We start from the raw sequence: 18718 nt of genomic DNA on the forward strand, positions 1-18718 counted from the left end.
GTGAACTACAAAAAGTGGCTTTCCAAGCTAGGTCCGCTATTTGGTCTATTGTTATTAATTGTGGTAATTACAATCATGAATCCGAGTTTCTTGACGGTCTCAAATATTTTAAACGTTTTACGACAAGTTACAATTAGCGGGCTGATTGCATTTGGGATGACATTTGTGGTCTTGACTGGGGGAATTGACCTTTCTGTCGGCTCTACATTGGCATTGACCGGTGCAGTGGCAGCAAGCCTTCTTGCCAGTGGTACAGATCCAATCATAGCAATGGGTGCTGCTCTAATACTTGGGTTAATCCTGGGTGCAATTAATGGAGTGATCATTACAAAAGGAAAAGTTGCCCCATTTATTGCTACTTTAGCAACAATGACTATTTATCGCGGATTAACGCTTGTTTATACGGAAGGAAAGCCAGTTTCGGGGCTGGGTGACTCTCTTACTTTCCAAATGTTTGGTAAAGGATATTTATTAGGAATTCCTGTTCCTGTTGTTACAACAATTTTGGCCTTCGTTATATTATATTTCATTCTCCATAAGACAACTTTTGGCCGCCGAGTTTATGCTGTAGGTGGAAATGAAGACGCTTCCAAGCTATCTGGAATCAATACGGATCGAGTGAAAATTTGGGTTTACGCAATTACAGGTCTTTTAGCCTCTGTCTCAGCATTAATTTTAACATCACGTCTGAATTCAGCTCAGCCGACTGCTGGAGAATCCTATGAGTTGGATGCGATTGCCGCAGTTGTTTTAGGGGGTACTTCGCTAACTGGAGGACGTGGTTGGATATTCGGTACATTAGTAGGTGTATTGATAATCGGAGTACTGAATAATGGAATGAATTTAATTGGGGTTTCATCATTCTTCCAACAGGTTGTGAAGGGTGCAGTTATATTAATGGCAGTTCTTTTAGATCGCAAAAAACAAGCATAAAAGGGAGTGTATTAAATGAAAAAGTATTCATTAATTCTGTTGGCAGCAATGTTATCTGTTGTGTTGGCAGCCTGTTCAATGGAATCAGGAAGCAAATCAGAATCCAAGTCATCCAAGGAAAAAGGAGATATGGTTATCGGGTTCTCAGTATCTACATTAAACAATCCGTTCTTCGTGTCACTAAGCGAAGCTGCTGAAGAAAAAGCGGATAGCCTTGATGCAAAGATAACAGTAGTAGATGCTCAAGATGATGCTTCTAAGCAAGCGTCTGACGTAGAGGATTTAATTCAGCAAAAAGTTGATATGATCATGATTAATCCTGTAGATTCTTCTGCGGTTTCTTCAGCGGTTGAATCAGCTAATAGCGCTGGGATTCCAGTTATTACAGTAGACAGATCATCAGAGGGTGGAGAAGTTATATCTCATATAGCATCCGATAATAAGGCGGGCGGTAAATTAGCAGGCGAATATTTACTTACTTTAGTAGAAAAAGGTGCTCAGGTTGCTGTGTTAGAAGGGATAGCTGGTTCATCAGCTGCTATTGACCGTGGAGAAGGATTTAATGAAGCAGTAAAAGAATCAGTAGAGATTAAAGCTAGCCAAACTGCTAATTTTGATAGATCAGAAGGATTAACAGTTATGGAAAACATTCTTCAGGCTAATCCAGATATTGAAGCAGTATTCGCACAAAATGATGAGATGGCTCTTGGAGCTCTAGAAGCAATTGAAGGAAGCGGTAAAGATATTATCGTTATTGGCTTTGATGCGACAGATGATGCATTGAAAAAGGTTGAATCCGGTGAGATGGCTGCTACCGTTGCTCAACAGCCAGGTTTAATTGGTGAAAAAGCAGTTGAGGCTGCCGTAAATCATTTAGACGGCAAAGAAATCGATAAAGCTATACCTGTAGAGCTTAAGCTTATAAAAAAATAATAGATTTCTGTATATTTGTTAACTGAAAGAATAGATTTAGAGTGTCTTTACAATGGACAGTTGTCGATAGAGTCGGCAGCTGTTTTTTTGTGTGCATATTAATAAAATGGGAACTCTTTTACCCTTCAAAATCATTTGCCAGTAGATAGAAGAAAGACGTACTTTTATTGCTGTATCTTTCATATAAATATAAAACTTGGACAATATGGAGGAATGCAAATGAACTGGGATGAAGAATATGACGTTATAGTAGTAGGCAGTGGTGCGGGAGGATTGGTAGCAGCTATTACATCTGCGTATGGCGGTCTTCGCACAGCTATTATTGAAAAAGGATCTGTATGGGGTGGTTCATCGGCTTTATCTGGCGGAGGTTTGTGGATTCCAAATAATCATGTTTCGAAAAATGCTGGCTTACAGGACAGTGAAGAAGAAGCTCTTACTTATATGCAAAAAATAATAGAGGACACAGGGCCAGCATCTACGTATGAGCGAAAAGAGGCCTATGTGAAAAATGGTCACAGGATGGTAAAGTTTTTAGAGGATTTAGGGATGAAGTGGGTAGCGGGCTCATTGTATCCAGATTATTATCCTGAAAGACCTGGTGGTAAAATAGGTCGCTCCATTGAGGCGGAAATTGTTGATGCTAGGCTTTTAGCAGAGAACGAAGAGACCTTGCGAACGGGTGAGCTTGAGGCTCCGATGCCCATCTATTCCGGCAAAGTAGCCTCTTTACCAAAAGCCTTTACAAATGCAAAAGATTTTAACACGGTTGTCGGTATGTTCCTGAATGGATTTAAGCATAAGATCAAAGGTGAACATGCTATATCGATTGGAGGCGGATTGGTCAGCCGTTTACTCATAATTGCAAAGAAATATCAAGTCCCACTGATGTTATCTACACCCTTAAAGGATTTAATCATGGAGGAAGATAAAATTGTAGGGGTCGAGGCAGAAAAAGAGGGGAAACCATATTTTATCAAGTGTCGGTCAGTGATTTTGGCGGGTGGAGGATTTGAACGAAATCTGGAGCTGCGCAAAAAATATCATCATGTAGGAACAGACTGGACAGCTGCAAGTCCGGATAACACAGGAGATATGCTGTTAATCGCAGAAAAGCATAACTTAGATACTGCTTTATTGGATGATGCCTGGTGGGGACCTACAGCGATTGACGCAAGCGGTGCCCGAAAATTCCTTGTGCATGAACGTTCAATGCCACATTGTATAATAGTGGATCAAACGGGAGAACGTTATTTTAACGAGTCACAATCTTATACAGATGCTGGCCATGCGATTCTTGAAAGGCAAGAAAAGAATGGGAAAGCGATTCACTCATGGCTTATTATGGAGAGCAGACATCGAAATAAGTATTTGTTTGGTAACATGCTCCCAAGAAGAACTCCTAAAAGTGCAATTGAAAGCGGATTCTTAATTAAAGCGAATTCCATTGAAGAATTGGCGGAGAAATGCAAAATTAACATAGAGGGGTTAAAAAATACGGCTAACAGGTTTAATGATTTTTCAAAAAAAGGGTTGGATGAAGATTTTGGGCGTGGAAACTCAGTTTATGATAATTATTACGGCGATCCTACTTATAAAAATCCTAACCTGGGTGCTATTGAAAAACCGCCATTCTATGCCTGTAAAATTTATCCTGGTGATTTAGGGACAAAAGGCGGAATTGTAGCTAATGAACATGGGCAAGCTCTTCGCAATGGATTACCGATAGAAGGGTTATATGCAACTGGAAATTGTTCAGCATCCGTTATGGGACGTGTATATGCTGGTCCAGGTGCCACATTAGGACCATCAACGGTATTTGGCTATATATCCGCTAACCATATTAAAGAGAAACTACTAGTATCAGCTGAATAAGCCTTAGAGCTCGATATTTCACCAACGCACTCTGTATTAAGTATTAAAATCAACTCCGGTTTGAAAGTCTTCCTCTACTTGATAAAGGAAGACTTTTTGAGTTCGCTAAAATTCTTTCTTATTATTAGTTAAAATGATTTTTTCTATTAAATCAGCCATCATACATGCTTGTTTTTTTCCAAGATTTATATAAAGACGGTGCCTCCCTAACAAGATGAAGCTTATAATAGACTCAGGACATATTGTACTTGAAAGTAGGAATGTAATTCATGAGTTCGAATGAAGATAAACCTTTTCGGGAGATGGGGATAAAAGAAAAGATTACAACTGTGGTGATTATCTGCCTAATTGTACTCATTCCTTTGTCGTTTGTGTTGGGTGTTACTTACTTTAGTTTTGCGGGCTTTTTTAGATTGTTTGGGGGAGAGTATGACTCTCGATTTACACTCTTCCTATTTGTTGTGTTTCTCTTTTTGCTTGGTTTGGTGTTGGATTTGTTTTCAATGGTGCTTGTTAAATTATCAAAACTCTATATATCTGGGACCTACCAATTATTCGCTGTGAAGTTTCTGTTTAACTGTATCTTTAGTTGGCTGACTATTTATACAGTAGACGAATTTATGGGTCGCATTACAGTTCCTTTTATAGTGGAAATAATCGTGGTTATTTTTATGTTCTTCCTTGAAGAGGCTTTAGAGCAGAAGGAAACTTGAAAGACTATTAATATTTAAATACATATAATTGGTAAAAAATTTTATTATTAATCTGCTTAATTTTTAATTGGGAGGAGATTGTGATGGAAGAGGTTAATAGTAACGAGGTTTCAGGATATAAAGAAAAGCGAATTCGTTATTCCATTTTCAGTACAAATAAAGATTCACGTAGCCTGGCCATTATGTTTCCTGGGTTGGGATATACGGTTCATGGACCTCTTTTTCATTTTGCCACAGGGTTATATTTAAACAAAGGGATAGATGTATTGCAATTAGAGTACCCATATGGAGATTCTTTTTATGAGGATTTCACCTACAAACAGCTAGTTGAAGCGGTTATCTATGATTCCGGAGCAATGATTGATCATGCTCTGAAGGATAGAGAGTATGAAAATTTCTACCTGATTGGAAAATCACTTGGTACGATCGCGATGAGCAATGAGCTGAAAAAATCTCAATTCAAGGATGCAAAAGCTGTTTGGCTGACACCTTTACTAAAAAGAGATGATGTATGGAGTGCTATGAAAGACAGTTCTGTCAAAGGATTATGCTTTATTGGCGACCATGATCATCAATATATAGAGGATAGATTCAAACAATTGGATTATCATCCAAGTATGAAAACAAGGCTCTACCCAAAGGTGTACCACGGCATGGATTATGAAGGAGATATACTTAAGTCGATAGATGTATTAAAGGATATCATAGGTGAGATTGATCAATTTTAATTTCCATATAGGATGGAAAGTTTAAAAGCTTCATGCTGGGAGAGAAAGAATTTAAATCGTTTATGTGAATGAAATGCATAGGGACTATACCTTTTTTACATAATAAGAAAAATAAACAACTTAGGAGGATTCTTTATGAGAAAAAGAAGTATAGCAGTACTATTGGCATTCCTATGTATGTTCAGTTCACAGGTTCAGGCGGAAATTGGTCCTAAGGAAAAGGACTATTATGATAATTATCGAAGTATTTTGCAGGTTATGAAGGAAAGTATGTCTGAGGCTCCTAAAACAGGGGATCCATCGCTCGATTTTTTGTATGAAATGATTCCGCATCATGAAGCAGCTGTTTCTATGGCAGAAAATTTATTAAAATATGACGGTGCCAATAATCAGCTGAAAAGACTGGCAGATACGATAATTAAGGAACAGTTAAATGGTATAAGACAAATGGAGGAACTGAAAAATAAGCTAAAAAATAATCCTCAAGTGAATAAGCAGGCAGAAGCTGCTTATCTACAGACCTATAATAACATTTATAGCTCAATGATCACTCAATTGGAGGCTGCGAAACCAACGGGAAATGTTAATAGAGACTTCCTGACTGAAATGATTCCACATCATGAGGCTGCTATTGAAATGGGCAAAAATATATTAAGGTATACTCAAAATCCTGAATTAAGGACAATCGTACAAAAGATGATTGTTACACAACAAAGGCAAGTTGCAGAAATGAATAATTTATTAAAAACTATTCGATAAGCATAAAGAAGGTGACGTGAGAGTAAATCACGTCACCTTCTTGCTTTTTTTAGCATTCATATTAATCGTTATTGCGTGCTTCTCCGCCTTTTTTGCCGATCTCGCGGTAGAACTCTTTGTCTTGCTTTTTAGATGTAGCTTTTCCGCCTTTGCGTCCTGCTTCTTCTCTAGACATTTTGTCTGCCATAATAAATCGCTCCTTTGGGTTTATTTTAATTGTTTTGTTGTATACTCTGTATATTTCCAACGTGAGTATAGTAAAAACGCTAAATTGAGTCTTTAATTCAAATGTAACGTGTTTGTAAATAGTTGAAAAAAAGAATCCTTTTTGAGGAAATTGAAATGTATTAGTAAGTCTGTAAGCCTAATAGAGTCAACAATTCGGTTCATAAATTTCTATGTTTATACCAATATGCTTTGAACTATTTTATTAATTTAAAAGTGTATTTAAAAGATTGAGAGTTATAGGATATTCGAATTGTATTGAAGAATAAGTAAATCTATTCCTTTTTAAAACAGAATTCGCATTTATATTTGAGAGATATTGATATAATGGATGAGTTGAGACTAGAAAAGAGAGGAATAAAAGGATGCTGGGGAAATTTTTTTCATATTATAAACCGCATAAGCGGCTATTTTTGATTGACTTTACTAGTGCCATTATAGTTGCGTTGCTGGAGTTGGCTTTTCCGATGGCAGTCCAATGGTTTGTTGATGAATTGCTGCCGACAGGAAATTGGAGCATGGTCGTGACGGTCAGCATTTTATTATTAGCTGTTTATTTACTGAGTACATTCCTGCAATTTATTGTGAACTATTTGGGGCATAAGCTAGGAATAAATATTGAAACAGACATGCGACAGGAGCTCTTTAATCACGTTCAGCGGCAATCATTTCGATTTTTTGACAACACAAAAACCGGCCACATAATGAGCCGAGTGACAAATGATTTATTTGATATTGGTGAATTTGCCCACCATGGACCTGAGGATCTTTTCATCGCAATTATGACATTCTTCGGTGCCTTTGCCATCATGTTTAATATTAATCCTACTTTAGCGATCGTGGCGGTTATTCTAATTCCATTTTTAATATGGCTGGTGACATTCAGCAATATGAAAATGAACGCAGCATGGAAGAATATGTACGGAAGTATTGCTGATGTAAATGCTCGGGTGGAAGACAGTGTAGCAGGTGTGCGCGTTGTTCAATCGTTTACTAATGAAGCGTTTGAAATGGATCGCTTTGAATTGAATAACAGGTTATTCCGTTCTGCCAAGCTTGTTGCATACAAGGTGATGTCGTGGACACATTCTTCTATTTATATGATAACAAGGATGCTGACATTGTTGGTTCTTGTAGTAGGAGCCTGGCTCAGCTTTAATGGAACATTATCTTATGGAGAGTTGATAAGCTTCGTATTATATACGAATGTATTAATTAAGCCTGTTGATAAAATCAGTGCACTGCTTGAGCTATATCCAAAAGGAATGGCAGGCTTCAAGCGTTTTCGCGAGCTTATTGAACAGGAGCCAGATATACAAAATAAAGAAAATGCCATCTCAGTAAGTGGTTTGAAGGGGGATATTTCCTTCAGTCATGTTGATTTCAGCTATGATGAATCCAAACCAGTCTTACACGATGTCAATCTTGATTTAAAGGCAGGAGAAACAACTGCATTTGTTGGTCCATCCGGTGCCGGAAAAACCACGATATGCTCACTTATCCCACGTTTTTATGACGTGGATGCAGGGTCTATTAAAATAGATGGAATGGACATTCGCGATATGACAACTGAGTCACTCCGTAAACATATTGGAATTGTACAGCAGGATGTTTTTTTATTCACAGGAACCATTCGCGAGAATATTGCTTATGGGAAACTGGATGCCTCATTTGAGGAAATTGTAGAAGCGGCCCGAAAAGCTCATTTGGAAAAGATGATTGAACAGCTGCCGGATGGATACTATACGCAGATTGGCGAGCGGGGGTTGAAGTTATCTGGAGGGCAGAAACAGAGGCTTGCAATTGCACGTATGTTTTTGAAAAATCCGCCAATCCTTATTTTAGATGAGGCTACATCTGCCTTAGATACGGAAACGGAAAGAATCATTCAGCAATCGTTAAATGAATTGGCAGCGAACCGTACTACGTTAGTAATCGCACATCGCCTGGCAACCATTCGTAATGCCGACCGTCTGATTGTTGTAACTGAGGATGGGATAGCTGAAGATGGGTCATATGAAGAATTGCTGAATCAAAATGGGATATTTGCAAACCTGCATAGAATTCAATTTGGGAAAGAGACTGTTTGATAAAACATTAAAAAAACAGGTAGAAGATGAACGGCGTCTCCAATTGTTTAACAATCGGGAGCTTTGTTCAGACAGCTACCTGTTTTTTTGTATTATTAGTTGTTTACAATCTGCCTTGGAGTGCCACCATTGTGCGGTGAGTTTGGTTTAGAGTTCGGTTGGGCAGGCTTCTGTTGGTCAAATGATGATCTGTTCTTTTCGTTGTTTAATTGATTAGCTTTTTGTTTTTCTCTCACTTGTTGTTTGGCTTTTTCATTCTCTTTGGCTTGCTGCTCTTTTAACTCTTTTGCAGCCTTCTCTTTTTCTTGTTCCATTCTTTTTTGATCTTCAGCTTTTTTGGCAGCTTCTTCTGCCTTGGTGAGAGCGTCTGTTACTTCTTTCTGTAATTCAGCTATTTTAACTTTAAAGTTATTTTCCCATTTCATATAAGTTGGGTACTTACTTAGATTCTTTTTCTTTAAATCTATGGATTTTTTCTCAAGTGCAGGCAGCTTGTTTAAGTTCTTTTGGGCGTCCGTAAACTTATTTTCCTTCACTTGTCCTTCTATTAAAACGAGTAAGTTATAGCGTTCCACATCATATTTAGTGTCTTCAGCCGTACGTTTTGCTGGTGTAACATATTTCTGTGTAAACAGAGTACGAGCACCTTTGCCATAAAGCGGGGTCACTTTTTTCTGCATTTGCGTAATAGTTTGGTTTAATTTTTTATGTGAATCAGGTAATTTTGAGCTTACTATACCATCATTTATCATTTTGACTACTGCTTTGTCAGCAGTTTGAAGAGTGGATCCATATTTGACCGCATTCATAAAGGTCAATGAACGTGATGTATATGTTTTCATGGCGGTGATATCTGCCTTAATTGATTTCGTATGCTTGCTTGGCAGTTTATTTACTTTAGATTGCAGGGCTTTAATATCCTTTGTCACTGTATTATAGAGCTTCTGGTGAGCGTCTGTTATTTTTAGGTTAGAGGTACTCTTAATGTCAGTATAATAGTATTTTTCGAGTTTCTTAGCCGTTTTTAATTTAGCAGCGGAGTCTTTTTTCAATGTGGCTGCCGACTTTTTATCCCGTGCGTCTTTTAGCTTTATGCTCTCCTGTGCAACGTATAGGCCTACTCCCTGATTTTCTTTCCAAATCTGAGAAAACTGTGACACGGGTAGGTTTGTTTCACCTGCAGGTTTCCCAATCTCAGGTGTAAAGCTAGGCCTTTTTTTAGTACTGATAAACCAATCCGAAAATCCACCGCCCGAAGGGTTTTTTCCTGGATATACCAATGAGTAGCCTGTCATTTTGCCAATCTTCTTAGCGTATACATGATCTCTATTATAATTGGTTTTACTTTGTTTATAATTCCAATACAGAATACGGCCGCTGCTATGATAGGCAACAGTCATTTCTGGATTAATTTGATTAACAAATTTTACAACAGCCTTTACTTCCTTCGCTGATTCAGGTGCTTTCCCTTTATAGTTCTTGTAGCTTGGAGATTTCGGAGAGTTTTTGATTTTACCCCAATCTGCCTTATATTGTCTATTTAAATCAATCCCTTTGGCATTTGCCTTCCATCGTTTAAAGTTTTTGCTTCCATTATTCATTTTGATAATTGCTTTATGAGTGCTCTTAGGAAATGCCTTTAAACCTTGTTGCTGAAGAGTTACTCCATCAGGATTCACCATTGGAACAAACCAAATAGTGGAGGAATTAAGAAGACTTTTTGCGTTGTATCCGCTGATTTTTTTATTGCCCTTATAGGCCGCTGCATAATTTTCAATCATGTACATATTTAAGCTGGTCGTCAGCCATTCACGAGCATGATGGGAACCATTGATAAAAACATTGGTACTTCCCTTTCCAAGACCTACAGCATATATTTTTCTGCCGTATTCAGATGCACCAATTGTCTTTACTTGTACCAAATCCGGGTAAGCTTTCTTTAAGGTTGTAATGTCTTTCCCCATTTGTGTGTATGTATACGTCTTATTCGGATTGACAATCGTTTTCGAAGCAGCTTTCGTTTCCCCGGGTAGCTGAATCAAAAGTGAGAGTACTAGCATCATGACAATTAACTGACTTATTCTTTTCAAATATCCCCAACCCTTTCTAGTTTTGTAATCATTAACCATCTATAAGTATATTATATTTACTTAGTTAGCAGAACTTTAAGATATAGGATTGTCGAAAATTTGGTTATTTTGGAGGGATACCTAGAGTTTGTTGTCTAGCTACTAAATTTTATAGGTCAATATCACTGTTAGAAAGAATAAGACAATGGATACAGTAAATTCCTATTCATTTTTATATAGAGAGGTATAGAGACATTGTTGGGGGGATTTTTTATCCAGTAGATTTATAAACAAGAAGTTTTGCTTCCGCCATTTGCAGGGTAGATATACTCTCATTTATAGTGAATCTTTGGAGGTGCGGATTTGGCTATTCTGTCTATACCAATTTTAACAGCAGTTTCAGTTTATGAACTCCAAAAAACAGCCTGGACGTTTAATCAGTCCAGGCTGTTTCAACTTATTCTATTAAATTGCTTCTTGCTGTGATTCAGCAGGAGGGGAGAATGCTTTTTCTGATTTTGAGATTACCACTGATGCAAGAGCATTACCCAGTACGTTTACAACCGTTCTACCCATATCAAGGATACGGTCAATACCAGCGATGAACGCTAAACCTTCAACTGGAATACCTACAGTACCTAGGGTAGCTAATAAGACAACGAAGGAGACTCCGGGTACGCCTGCTATACCTTTAGAGGTAATCATTAACACAAGCATTAGAGTTACTTGCTCCATTATGGATAAATCAATATTGTACATTTGTGCAATAAACAGTGCTGCTAAGGCTTGATAAAGAGTAGAACCATCCAGGTTAAAGGAATAACCTGTTGGAATAACAAAGGTAGCAATATGCTTTGGACAGCCCTCTTGTTCCATCTTATCCATGATTCTAGGTAAAACGGCTTCAGAGCTTGCTGTAGAGAAAGCAAGGATTAGTTCGGCTTTTAACACTTTAAACAATCTGAAAATACTGTAGCCGACTGCCTTGGCAATTAATCCTAAAATAATGATCACAAAGAAAATCATCGTTCCATAGACCGTTATAACTAACTTACCTAAGGGGATAAGAGATTCCAATCCAAATTTAGAAATTGTAACACCAATTAATCCAAATACACCAATCGGTGCAAATTTCATAATGAGGTTAGTTATATAAAACATAATCTGGGCCACGCCATCAAAGAAGTTATAAACAGGCTTTGCTTTATCACCTACAGCAGCAACACCAAGTCCAAAAAGGACAGAGAAGAAGATAATAGCAAGCATATCTGTTGTAACAAATGCTTCAAATGGGTTGGCTGGGACAATATGAACGATCATATCAATAATAGATTGATCTTCCTTAGCTTCAGCAGACCCAACATAGCTGGATATATCCGTTTGCTCCAAATTTTCCATGTTTACGCCTTTTCCGGGCTGGAAAATATTTGCGGATACTAGTCCGACAACAATGGCTACCATAGTTACACATACAAAGTAAAGTAACGATTTACCACCAAGTTTCCCGACTGCTTTTATGTCTCCAACGCCAGCTATAGCAACAATAATACTTGAGATAATGATAGGTACGACAATCATTTTAATTAAATTGAGGAAAATATCTCCAAGCGGCTGTAGGTACGTTTGTGCAGTTGTGTTCTCATAAAAAATTGCACCAACAATAATTCCTAATACTAAGCCGATTAAAATTTGAGTAGCTAATGAAAATTTAAGTTTAGATGTTTTCATATAGTTAGCTCCCTTCTTTGGATGTTTTTTAGGATAAAAGCGTTTCGTGTTGAAATTCTTACTTCCTATCTATCATAAAGAGGAATATTAAAAGAGTGCGGATAGAAAGAGAGAGCAAGAAATATGAGTAGTTAGCTATGTAATAAACTAACTAAATCCTTTTAGACAGAATTAACAAAACAATAGAGGTATTACCACGGAGAGGCAAATTTAACAGCTAAGGGTATTAATGGCACAATAAACACATTTTAACACAAATGTTCAGAAAAGAGGAAATTTGAGAAACCGAGCATTTAAGATAGTATATTTAGGACTGGTAAATTAAAAGGTAAGGGTAGACTTCATTACAGAACTGTACAAGAAAATATATACATCAATGTTATTTAACAGTTGTTTTCAGGACTTAGGACACATTTTTAAAAATAATTGTTTATTTTTGGGAATGGATGGTATGGAGATACAAAAGGAGGAAGCGATCTATGTTAAAGAAAAAAGGGATGTTCTTCGTACTGTTCATACTAATTTTATTGGTAGCCTGCAATAAAGACGTAGCCGAGCAAACAACGAATGATACAAAGAATAGTGGCTCGGATAAGGTAGAGAGTAAAGTGATAGATATATACAATAATAAAGAAGAGAATATTGGAACAGCAGAGCTTAGTGAGGTAGCGAAGGGAGTAGTGATAGAACTGAAAGCAGATGGACTGCCGCCAGGACTGCATGGATTCCATTTTCATGAAACAGGAAAGTGTGAGGCACCTAGTTTTGAGACTGCAGGCAGTCATTTTAATCCAACTGATGCGAAGCATGGCATGGAGCACGAGGATGGTCCGCATGCCGGCGATCTTCCTAATTTGGAAGTGGGTGAGGATGGGTCCGTTAATGTGACGGTAAACGCAGAAAATGTGTCACTATCTAAAGGGGCCGATGCTGCTTTAGTAGATTCTGATGGAACCGCCTTGATTATACATGAAAATCCAGATGACGGAAAAACTCAGCCAACAGGCGATGCCGGTGATCGGTTGGCGTGCGGAGTCGTAAAATAAAATGAATCATAGGAAGAGTGTCATAAGGAGAGAAATATCAGGTAGGCTGAATCGTACTGGTTCAGCTTTTCTTTTTAACCAGTAATTTTTTATAAAAAAGAGATTAGACAGGGGTTCTCTCTTGAATTATAGTAAATAATATACATATTAATCCCGTATTGGAGGTATTACATCAATGACAGAACCTCTTTTTTTAAAACCTGTCTTTCAGGAGAGAATTTGGGGTGGAACAGAGCTGAAAACTAAATTTGGCTATGAGATTCCATCTGAACATACAGGTGAATGCTGGGCGATATCCGGTCATAAAAACGGCCCGTCCATTATCGAAAATGGCCCTTATGCAGGCAAGACTTTAATCGAATTGTGGAATGAGGAACGCCATTTATTTGGTGAGATGGAAGGGAATGTGTTCCCTCTGTTAACAAAAATATTAGATGCCAATGCAGATTTATCCGTGCAGGTTCATCCGAATGATGAATATGCAAACATTCATGAAAATGGTGAACTTGGCAAAACAGAATGCTGGTATATCATTGATTGTAAGGATGGCGCTGAAATGATTTACGGGCATACCGCGCAATCCAAGGAAGAGTTTGCTTCCATGATTGAGAAGGGCGAGTGGAATCATTTACTGCGTCGCGTTTCCATAAAGCCAGGAGATTTCTTCTATGTTCCAAGTGGAACGGTCCATGCTTTATGTGAAGGGACGCTTGTACTTGAAACACAGCAGAGCTCAGATACAACCTACCGTGTATATGACTACGACCGCACGGACCAAAACGGACAAAAACGAGAGTTGCATATTGAAAAATCAATTGATGTGAGTATGGTGCCGCATCAGGATGCAGAAGTGCAGGTTTCCAAGACCGTATTGCCAGGGGCAGAATTGACTACGTTTGTGGAAACGGAGTTTTTCTCAGTTTATAAATGGGATATTAGTGGATTATCTTCATTTGACCAGAATCAGCCCTTTATGCTTTTTAGTGTTATTGATGGAGAAGGGGCTCTTAGAATGAATGAGGAGACTTATCCGTTAGAAAAAGGTGCTCACTTTATTCTTCCATCGGGTACAGGTAATTTTGAACTTGAGGGGAATCTTTCCTTGATTGTGTCACATCCATAAAGAGAAGCGTAAGGGGAATATCCTCTTACGCTTTCATTTTTTCTGTGAATCGCTTTGTGATTTGCTGAGGTCTTGTTATTGCACCGCCTACAACAACAGAATGGGCACCAACCTCTAAACAGCGCTTAGCCATTTCAGGAGTTAGAATATTTCCTTCTGCAATGACTGGGATTTTGACGGTTGATACAAGATCCCGCAATAATTTGAAGTCATCATTATAAATGAATTTCCCCTTTGAATAAGGTGTATAACCAACTAGTGTGGTTGATATACAATCAAATCCAATTCGTTCTGCTTCAATTGCTTCGCCCAGAGTGGAGATGTCAGCCATAAGTAATTGATTAGGGAAGTGCAGGCGAAGAGATTGGACAAAAAATTCAAGTTCCACATTAGATGGTCTGGGACGATAAGTTGCATCCATCGCGATCATATCTGCTCCGGCAGATACAATATCGCTTACCTCTCGGAGCGTCGGAGTGATATAGACAGGTGAATCAGGATATTCACGCTTCACAATTCCTATAACAGGTAAGGGGACCTCCTGTTTGATTGCAACGATGTCATCATGTGAGTTGGCGCGTATTCCGCCAGCACCCCCCTGCATGGCAGCAAGCGCCATTTTCCCCATAATCATTGGGCTGTGCAGCGGTTCATCTTCAAGTGCTTGGCATGAAACGACTAAACGTCCTTTGATAGCCTGTAACATATGTAATCAAGACCTCCTGTAATAAATATACGAGTTACTATCCAATTCTATTTTACACAGTTGAGCTAATCATGTTTAGGATAATTAATTAAATATTATCCTGCGTTGTAATCTGTTGAGAGAGGAGTTGATTTTGTATGAAAAATATTTCACTTTATATGAGTGCTACATTAAGAGATATACCAGAAGCTATCTTACCAAGCGGTTTTAATTTTCGACTGTTCAGAGAAGGTGATGAACAATATTGGGCTGAAATCAATACGGCTACAAAGGAGTTTACCAATATGAAATCCGCTCTGAAACGGTTTGAGTCTGAATTTATGCCATATAGGATAGAGGCGAAAAAAAGGGTAATCATTCTTGAGACAGACGAAGGAAAACCGGTGGGAACCGCTGCTGCCTGGTTTGGCGATTTTAACGGTAAACAAACTGGCAGGCTACATTGGGTTGAAATACTGCCTGAATATCAGGGAAGGAAATTAGGTAAACCCCTTGTAATAAAGGCACTCGAAATTCTGAGCTCTTTCCATAATGAAGCCTATCTGAAAACCCAGACAACGAGTCTGACTGCTATCCATATTTATCTTAAACTCGGGTTTAAGCCGGTCATCAGAAACGCTGAGGATCAGGAGGGGTGGAACTTAGTGTTTTCTCATTTTCAATGTAAAAAATAGCGGTCCTGTTGACTGCCTTTTTAGATATGGATAAAAAATATATCAAGAAGATGATAAACATCTTTTTCGAATATTACTTGCAATAAGTGTGCTTGGAACAAATTATCCATACCTACGAGATAAGCTAATGTACATACTATCTAGTGAAACCGCCGTATGGAAAAGATTCCCGTTTCGTGGAAACGGGTGGAATTGAGGGGCATTCTTTTTTGTAAGAATAGTAGTGATAGAATTAATAATAGTGTAAAGGAGGGAACTCGTTGAATCAGGAATTTTTATATATTGTCATCATTATTGCACTCGGTTACCTTCTAAAAAGGACTGGAATTCTAAAGGAATCTGATGGAGAGGTAATTTCGAGAATCATCTTTAACATCACCTTGCCATCCCTAGTCATTGTATCCCTGCAAACCTCCACTATAACGGTATCTTTATTGGGAATCACTCTTATTGTTATTCTTTACGGGATTCTTTCTACAATAGTGGCCTATTTTGTGTTTAGGAATGAGACACGTGAGATTAAAGGAACTTTTATGATGCTTGCCTCAGGATATAATGTCGGACTGTTCGCCTTTCCGCTTGTTGAGGCCTTTTGGGGCACAGAGGGATTACTGTATTTTGGTATGTTTGATGTTGGTAATTCTTTTATTGTATTTGGATTGGCCTATATAGTAGGAAGTTATTTTTCTGAAAATGGAATGAAGCTGGAGGGGCGCGCCATCCTTATGAAATTTGGTAAGTCCATTCCTTTAATGACATACATTGTTATGAGTATCTTGAATTTTGGTCATATCCAGCTTCCATCGGCGCTTTTAGAAGTAGCAACAATCATATCTAAAGCGAATATGCCACTGGCCTTATTGCTGCTCGGAATATATTTGAAATTTTCTTTTGAAAAACAGTATATACGCCCAATTATAAAATACTTATCATTCCGATATGGCTTTGCATTGCTGGTCGGTATTTCATTATATTTTGTTCTTCCAGTTGATGATATGTTTAAATACACGATACTACTCGGTTTAGTCCTGCCAATTGGCCTCGCTGTTATACCGTATGCCCATGAATTTAAATATCGAACGACAATGATGATAGGTACGGTCTCAAATTTATGTATCCTCATCAGCATGATCTTAATGTATTTATTTTCCCTGTTTATTTTATAAGTACAATAGAAAACCCCTTTTTCAGCTATGTGAAAAAGGGGGCCTTTACATCTATATTAATTGATGGGGGTTACCAGTTGGAAGCCATCTTGCTCGATTTTTACCGGATGAGCCTGCTCCTTTGTTTTGTGGATAAGAGAGCGGTCTGCCAGCACGCTTTGAATTCCTCTCAGCATGAGGTTCAGAGAAAACAAGCTAAGTATAAAACCAAGTGATGGGCCAAGGACAATCCATTTATTGTAACGCAGTTCATGATAGGAGAGACCGATCATCCCGGACCATTCATGTGAAAGAGAGGTGGCAACATTATAAGGATCACTCATTGGAGCACTAAGGTCTATTGTTTCATAACCCCCAATCACGCACATAAAAGCGCCTAGCTGAACTAGCAGCACTAATGATTGGGCGATTTGCTGAAGAAAAATGACAATCAACCTTGATCTTAAATGATGCCTAATATGGACCTTTACAATCCACCATTTAGATCCTCCCAACAGACGGGATGCATCGATGAATTCATTTTTTAAGTAATACCGAAGTTCATCTCCTATTACGGAGGTTAAAGGAAGAAAGGTAATCAATGAAAGCATTAAGCATTGCTGAAAAATCACATCTATTCCACTTTCAGATATAAAAAACATCATGGCAATCAATATGGTTGGAATAAAACGAAATGCTCGAGTCAAAGGTTCTATTACCCAGTTGAAACGCTGATGATACAATCCATATAAGATTCCACTTCCCATTCCTAAAAACATCCGCAAAAGTCCAATTAATACAGCAATGAATAATGTATATTTAGCTCCTTCAATTACGTTCCAAAATGTATCCTGACCAAGTCTGTCTACACCGAAGGGATGCGTTAAGCTTGGTGGATAAGCCGGTTGATCAACAAGTTTTCCATCTTCATAAATAAGCTCAGGCGGAGGCTCGAGATGCGGTTTAATCCAAGCGGGATAGAGAAGGCTGGTTACAATAAGGATGAATAAAAATAGAAAACCAATCATAAAAGAAGGATTTTTAAGTAATTTTTTTATCATCCGTGTTCACCGCCCATCACTCGTTTTACAATCGTTTTCCCCCATATATCTAATAAATAGAAGGGGATAAATAAGAAGGTCAATCCTACAGCTATAAACTTGATGTCCAGCCCGTTTATAAAGGAGAATAGTCCATCCATATTTAATAAGCGCTCCAGAATGAGCAGGCTTGAGATGATGAACCACAGTAGATATTGCAGATTTGAAAAAATAGTGATTGTCGTGTTGCGAAGGATATGTTTGAAAAATATCTCTCTTTTGGACAAGCCCTTTGCATAAGCATATTCCACATACATCTTTTGTTGCTCTTCACTGACAGATAAATCAATCATTTGGAATAGCATAAAAATCGGCAAGATAGATAGAGCGATAATAGGTAGAAGGTAGACATGATCTTCTCCTAAAGCAACGGGATCCAGAATGAGCAAGCCTGTTTTTTTGAAAATCCATATTGAAAATAATTGAATCGCGAAGATCATGATGACATCTGGGATAGACTGAATAAAGAAGGCAATTTCACGAAAAAAATTCTGAAGGATTCTTGGTGAAAAGTAATGGAATACTTCAAATAATAGAGCGGCAATAAATGTTGCTAGTAAAGTGCCTCCTAAAATAAGAAGTGAATAAATAAACGGGTCTTTGAGACTGACCCAGAACAGTGAAAATTTCGGTATTCCTTGAGAAAAACTATAGTCTACCATGATTTGAATTTGATCGATAAATAAAAATGCCTCATAAATATCCTTGGCCTGGTTTGAGAAAGCCTTCCACCAGCTAATGGATGGATCTGCATTATTCCATACCCATAAAGAACTAAAAAAAAGAATAATAAGGTTTATAGCCAGAATGGTTAATATAAAATCTAATAAATGGGCAGAAATTTTTTTAAACTGTTTCATATGTATATTCA

General features: G+C 38.0%; 16 protein-coding genes and 1 pseudogene. 11 read left to right on the forward strand and 6 right to left on the reverse strand.

From position 1 onward, the window contains the following. From AC4G3N_RS17895 to AC4G3N_RS17920, 6 genes are all read left to right on the forward strand, one after another. Complete coding sequence (locus AC4G3N_RS17895) at window positions 1-933, forward strand: ABC transporter permease subunit (protein ID WP_491090935.1); 933 nt, start codon at window positions 1-3, stop codon at window positions 931-933. A 15-nt stretch (window positions 934-948) separates the two neighbouring features. Then, the gene (gene rbsB / locus AC4G3N_RS17900) at window positions 949-1866 is read left to right on the forward strand and encodes a ribose ABC transporter substrate-binding protein RbsB (RefSeq protein WP_066102624.1); all 918 of its coding nucleotides are present in this window, start codon (window positions 949-951) and stop codon (window positions 1864-1866) included. A 219-nt stretch (window positions 1867-2085) separates the two neighbouring features. Then, entirely contained in the window at window positions 2086-3741 is a 1656-nt protein-coding gene (locus AC4G3N_RS17905; RefSeq protein WP_491090896.1) for an FAD-binding protein, read from the forward strand. A gap of 269 nt (window positions 3742-4010) precedes the next feature. Further along, window positions 4011-4454 (forward strand): YrvL family regulatory protein, encoded by a 444-nt coding sequence (locus AC4G3N_RS17910; protein WP_139892855.1) that lies wholly within the window; start codon window positions 4011-4013, stop codon window positions 4452-4454. An 83-nt stretch (window positions 4455-4537) separates the two neighbouring features. Then, window positions 4538-5182, forward strand: a complete 645-nt coding sequence (locus AC4G3N_RS17915; protein WP_066102615.1) for a hypothetical protein — start codon at window positions 4538-4540, stop codon at window positions 5180-5182. 135 nt (window positions 5183-5317) lie between these two features. After that, entirely contained in the window at window positions 5318-5941 is a 624-nt protein-coding gene (locus AC4G3N_RS17920) for a DUF305 domain-containing protein (protein ID WP_066102612.1), read from the forward strand. 64 nt (window positions 5942-6005) lie between these two features. Here the strand turns inward: AC4G3N_RS17920 and AC4G3N_RS17925 are convergent. Then, window positions 6006-6128: pseudogene (locus AC4G3N_RS17925) on the reverse strand (KGG domain-containing protein); the annotation flags it as partial. A gap of 403 nt (window positions 6129-6531) precedes the next feature. On the opposite strand from AC4G3N_RS17925, the gene AC4G3N_RS17930 reads away from it, so the two are divergent. Beyond that, a complete protein-coding gene (locus AC4G3N_RS17930) occupies window positions 6532-8256 on the forward strand; it encodes an ABC transporter ATP-binding protein (protein WP_139892857.1) in 1725 nt (574 codons plus the stop codon). A gap of 95 nt (window positions 8257-8351) precedes the next feature. Here AC4G3N_RS17930 and AC4G3N_RS17935 read toward each other — a convergent pair whose 3' ends face one another. Together AC4G3N_RS17935 and AC4G3N_RS17940 are read right to left on the reverse strand one after the other, a co-directional pair. Further along, on the reverse strand, window positions 8352-10346 hold the full coding sequence (locus AC4G3N_RS17935; protein ID WP_491090899.1) for a M14 family zinc carboxypeptidase: 1995 nt from the start codon (window positions 10344-10346) through the stop codon (window positions 8352-8354). A 444-nt stretch (window positions 10347-10790) separates the two neighbouring features. After that, window positions 10791-12053: a cation:dicarboxylate symporter family transporter gene (locus AC4G3N_RS17940; RefSeq protein WP_066102597.1), complete on the reverse strand. Its 1263-nt coding sequence runs from the start codon at window positions 12051-12053 to the stop codon at window positions 10791-10793. Window positions 12054-12532: 479 nt separating this feature from the next. Here AC4G3N_RS17940 and AC4G3N_RS17945 point away from each other — a divergent pair, with 479 nt between their 5' ends. Together AC4G3N_RS17945 and manA are read left to right on the forward strand one after the other, a co-directional pair. Continuing rightward, window positions 12533-13099 carry a superoxide dismutase family protein gene (locus AC4G3N_RS17945; RefSeq protein WP_066102594.1) on the forward strand — a complete coding sequence of 189 codons (567 nt, stop codon included), beginning with the start codon at window positions 12533-12535 and terminating at the stop codon, window positions 13097-13099. Window positions 13100-13274: 175 nt separating this feature from the next. Next, a complete protein-coding gene (manA, locus tag AC4G3N_RS17950) occupies window positions 13275-14222 on the forward strand; it encodes a mannose-6-phosphate isomerase, class I (RefSeq protein WP_066102591.1) in 948 nt (315 codons plus the stop codon). A 25-nt stretch (window positions 14223-14247) separates the two neighbouring features. Here manA and AC4G3N_RS17955 read toward each other — a convergent pair whose 3' ends face one another. Next, window positions 14248-14928 (reverse strand): N-acetylmannosamine-6-phosphate 2-epimerase, encoded by a 681-nt coding sequence (locus AC4G3N_RS17955; protein ID WP_066102587.1) that lies wholly within the window; start codon window positions 14926-14928, stop codon window positions 14248-14250. Between the two features lie 137 nt (window positions 14929-15065). On the opposite strand from AC4G3N_RS17955, the gene AC4G3N_RS17960 reads away from it, so the two are divergent. Then, window positions 15066-15602 carry a GNAT family N-acetyltransferase gene (locus tag AC4G3N_RS17960; protein ID WP_066102583.1) on the forward strand — a complete coding sequence of 179 codons (537 nt, stop codon included), beginning with the start codon at window positions 15066-15068 and terminating at the stop codon, window positions 15600-15602. A gap of 260 nt (window positions 15603-15862) precedes the next feature. Beyond that, window positions 15863-16768: an AEC family transporter gene (locus tag AC4G3N_RS17965; protein WP_490553610.1), complete on the forward strand. Its 906-nt coding sequence runs from the start codon at window positions 15863-15865 to the stop codon at window positions 16766-16768. Between the two features lie 56 nt (window positions 16769-16824). Here AC4G3N_RS17965 and AC4G3N_RS17970 read toward each other — a convergent pair whose 3' ends face one another. Together AC4G3N_RS17970 and AC4G3N_RS17975 are read right to left on the reverse strand one after the other, a co-directional pair. Continuing rightward, window positions 16825-17808 (reverse strand): ABC transporter permease, encoded by a 984-nt coding sequence (locus AC4G3N_RS17970; protein ID WP_066102578.1) that lies wholly within the window; start codon window positions 17806-17808, stop codon window positions 16825-16827. After that, window positions 17805-18707 carry an ABC transporter permease subunit gene (locus AC4G3N_RS17975; RefSeq protein ID WP_139892861.1) on the reverse strand — a complete coding sequence of 301 codons (903 nt, stop codon included), beginning with the start codon at window positions 18705-18707 and terminating at the stop codon, window positions 17805-17807. The genes AC4G3N_RS17970 and AC4G3N_RS17975 overlap by 4 nt, the downstream gene beginning before the upstream one ends. Window positions 18708-18718: the final 11 nt, after the last annotated feature.

Source organism: Bacillus sp. z50 (assembly GCF_058313585.1).

Excerpts from the sequence above, each read along its gene's own strand:
- rbsB (WP_066102624.1), top strand. The coding sequence starts at position 949 with ATGAAAAAGTATTCATTAATTCTGTTGGCAGCAATGTTATCTGTTGTG.
- AC4G3N_RS17905 (WP_491090896.1), top strand. The coding sequence starts at position 2,086 with ATGAACTGGGATGAAGAATATGACGTTATAGTAGTAGGCAGTGGTGCG.
- AC4G3N_RS17910 (WP_139892855.1), top strand. The coding sequence starts at position 4,011 with ATGAGTTCGAATGAAGATAAACCTTTTCGGGAGATGGGGATAAAAGAA.
- AC4G3N_RS17915 (WP_066102615.1), top strand. The coding sequence starts at position 4,538 with ATGGAAGAGGTTAATAGTAACGAGGTTTCAGGATATAAAGAAAAGCGA.
- AC4G3N_RS17920 (WP_066102612.1), top strand. The coding sequence starts at position 5,318 with ATGAGAAAAAGAAGTATAGCAGTACTATTGGCATTCCTATGTATGTTC.
- AC4G3N_RS17930 (WP_139892857.1), top strand. The coding sequence starts at position 6,532 with ATGCTGGGGAAATTTTTTTCATATTATAAACCGCATAAGCGGCTATTT.
- AC4G3N_RS17940 (WP_066102597.1), bottom strand. The coding sequence starts at position 12,053 with ATGAAAACATCTAAACTTAAATTTTCATTAGCTACTCAAATTTTAATC.
- AC4G3N_RS17945 (WP_066102594.1), top strand. The coding sequence starts at position 12,533 with ATGTTAAAGAAAAAAGGGATGTTCTTCGTACTGTTCATACTAATTTTA.
- manA (WP_066102591.1), top strand. The coding sequence starts at position 13,275 with ATGACAGAACCTCTTTTTTTAAAACCTGTCTTTCAGGAGAGAATTTGG.
- AC4G3N_RS17955 (WP_066102587.1), bottom strand. The coding sequence starts at position 14,928 with ATGTTACAGGCTATCAAAGGACGTTTAGTCGTTTCATGCCAAGCACTT.
- AC4G3N_RS17960 (WP_066102583.1), top strand. The coding sequence starts at position 15,066 with ATGAAAAATATTTCACTTTATATGAGTGCTACATTAAGAGATATACCA.
- AC4G3N_RS17970 (WP_066102578.1), bottom strand. The coding sequence starts at position 17,808 with ATGATAAAAAAATTACTTAAAAATCCTTCTTTTATGATTGGTTTTCTA.
- AC4G3N_RS17975 (WP_139892861.1), bottom strand. The coding sequence starts at position 18,707 with ATGAAACAGTTTAAAAAAATTTCTGCCCATTTATTAGATTTTATATTA.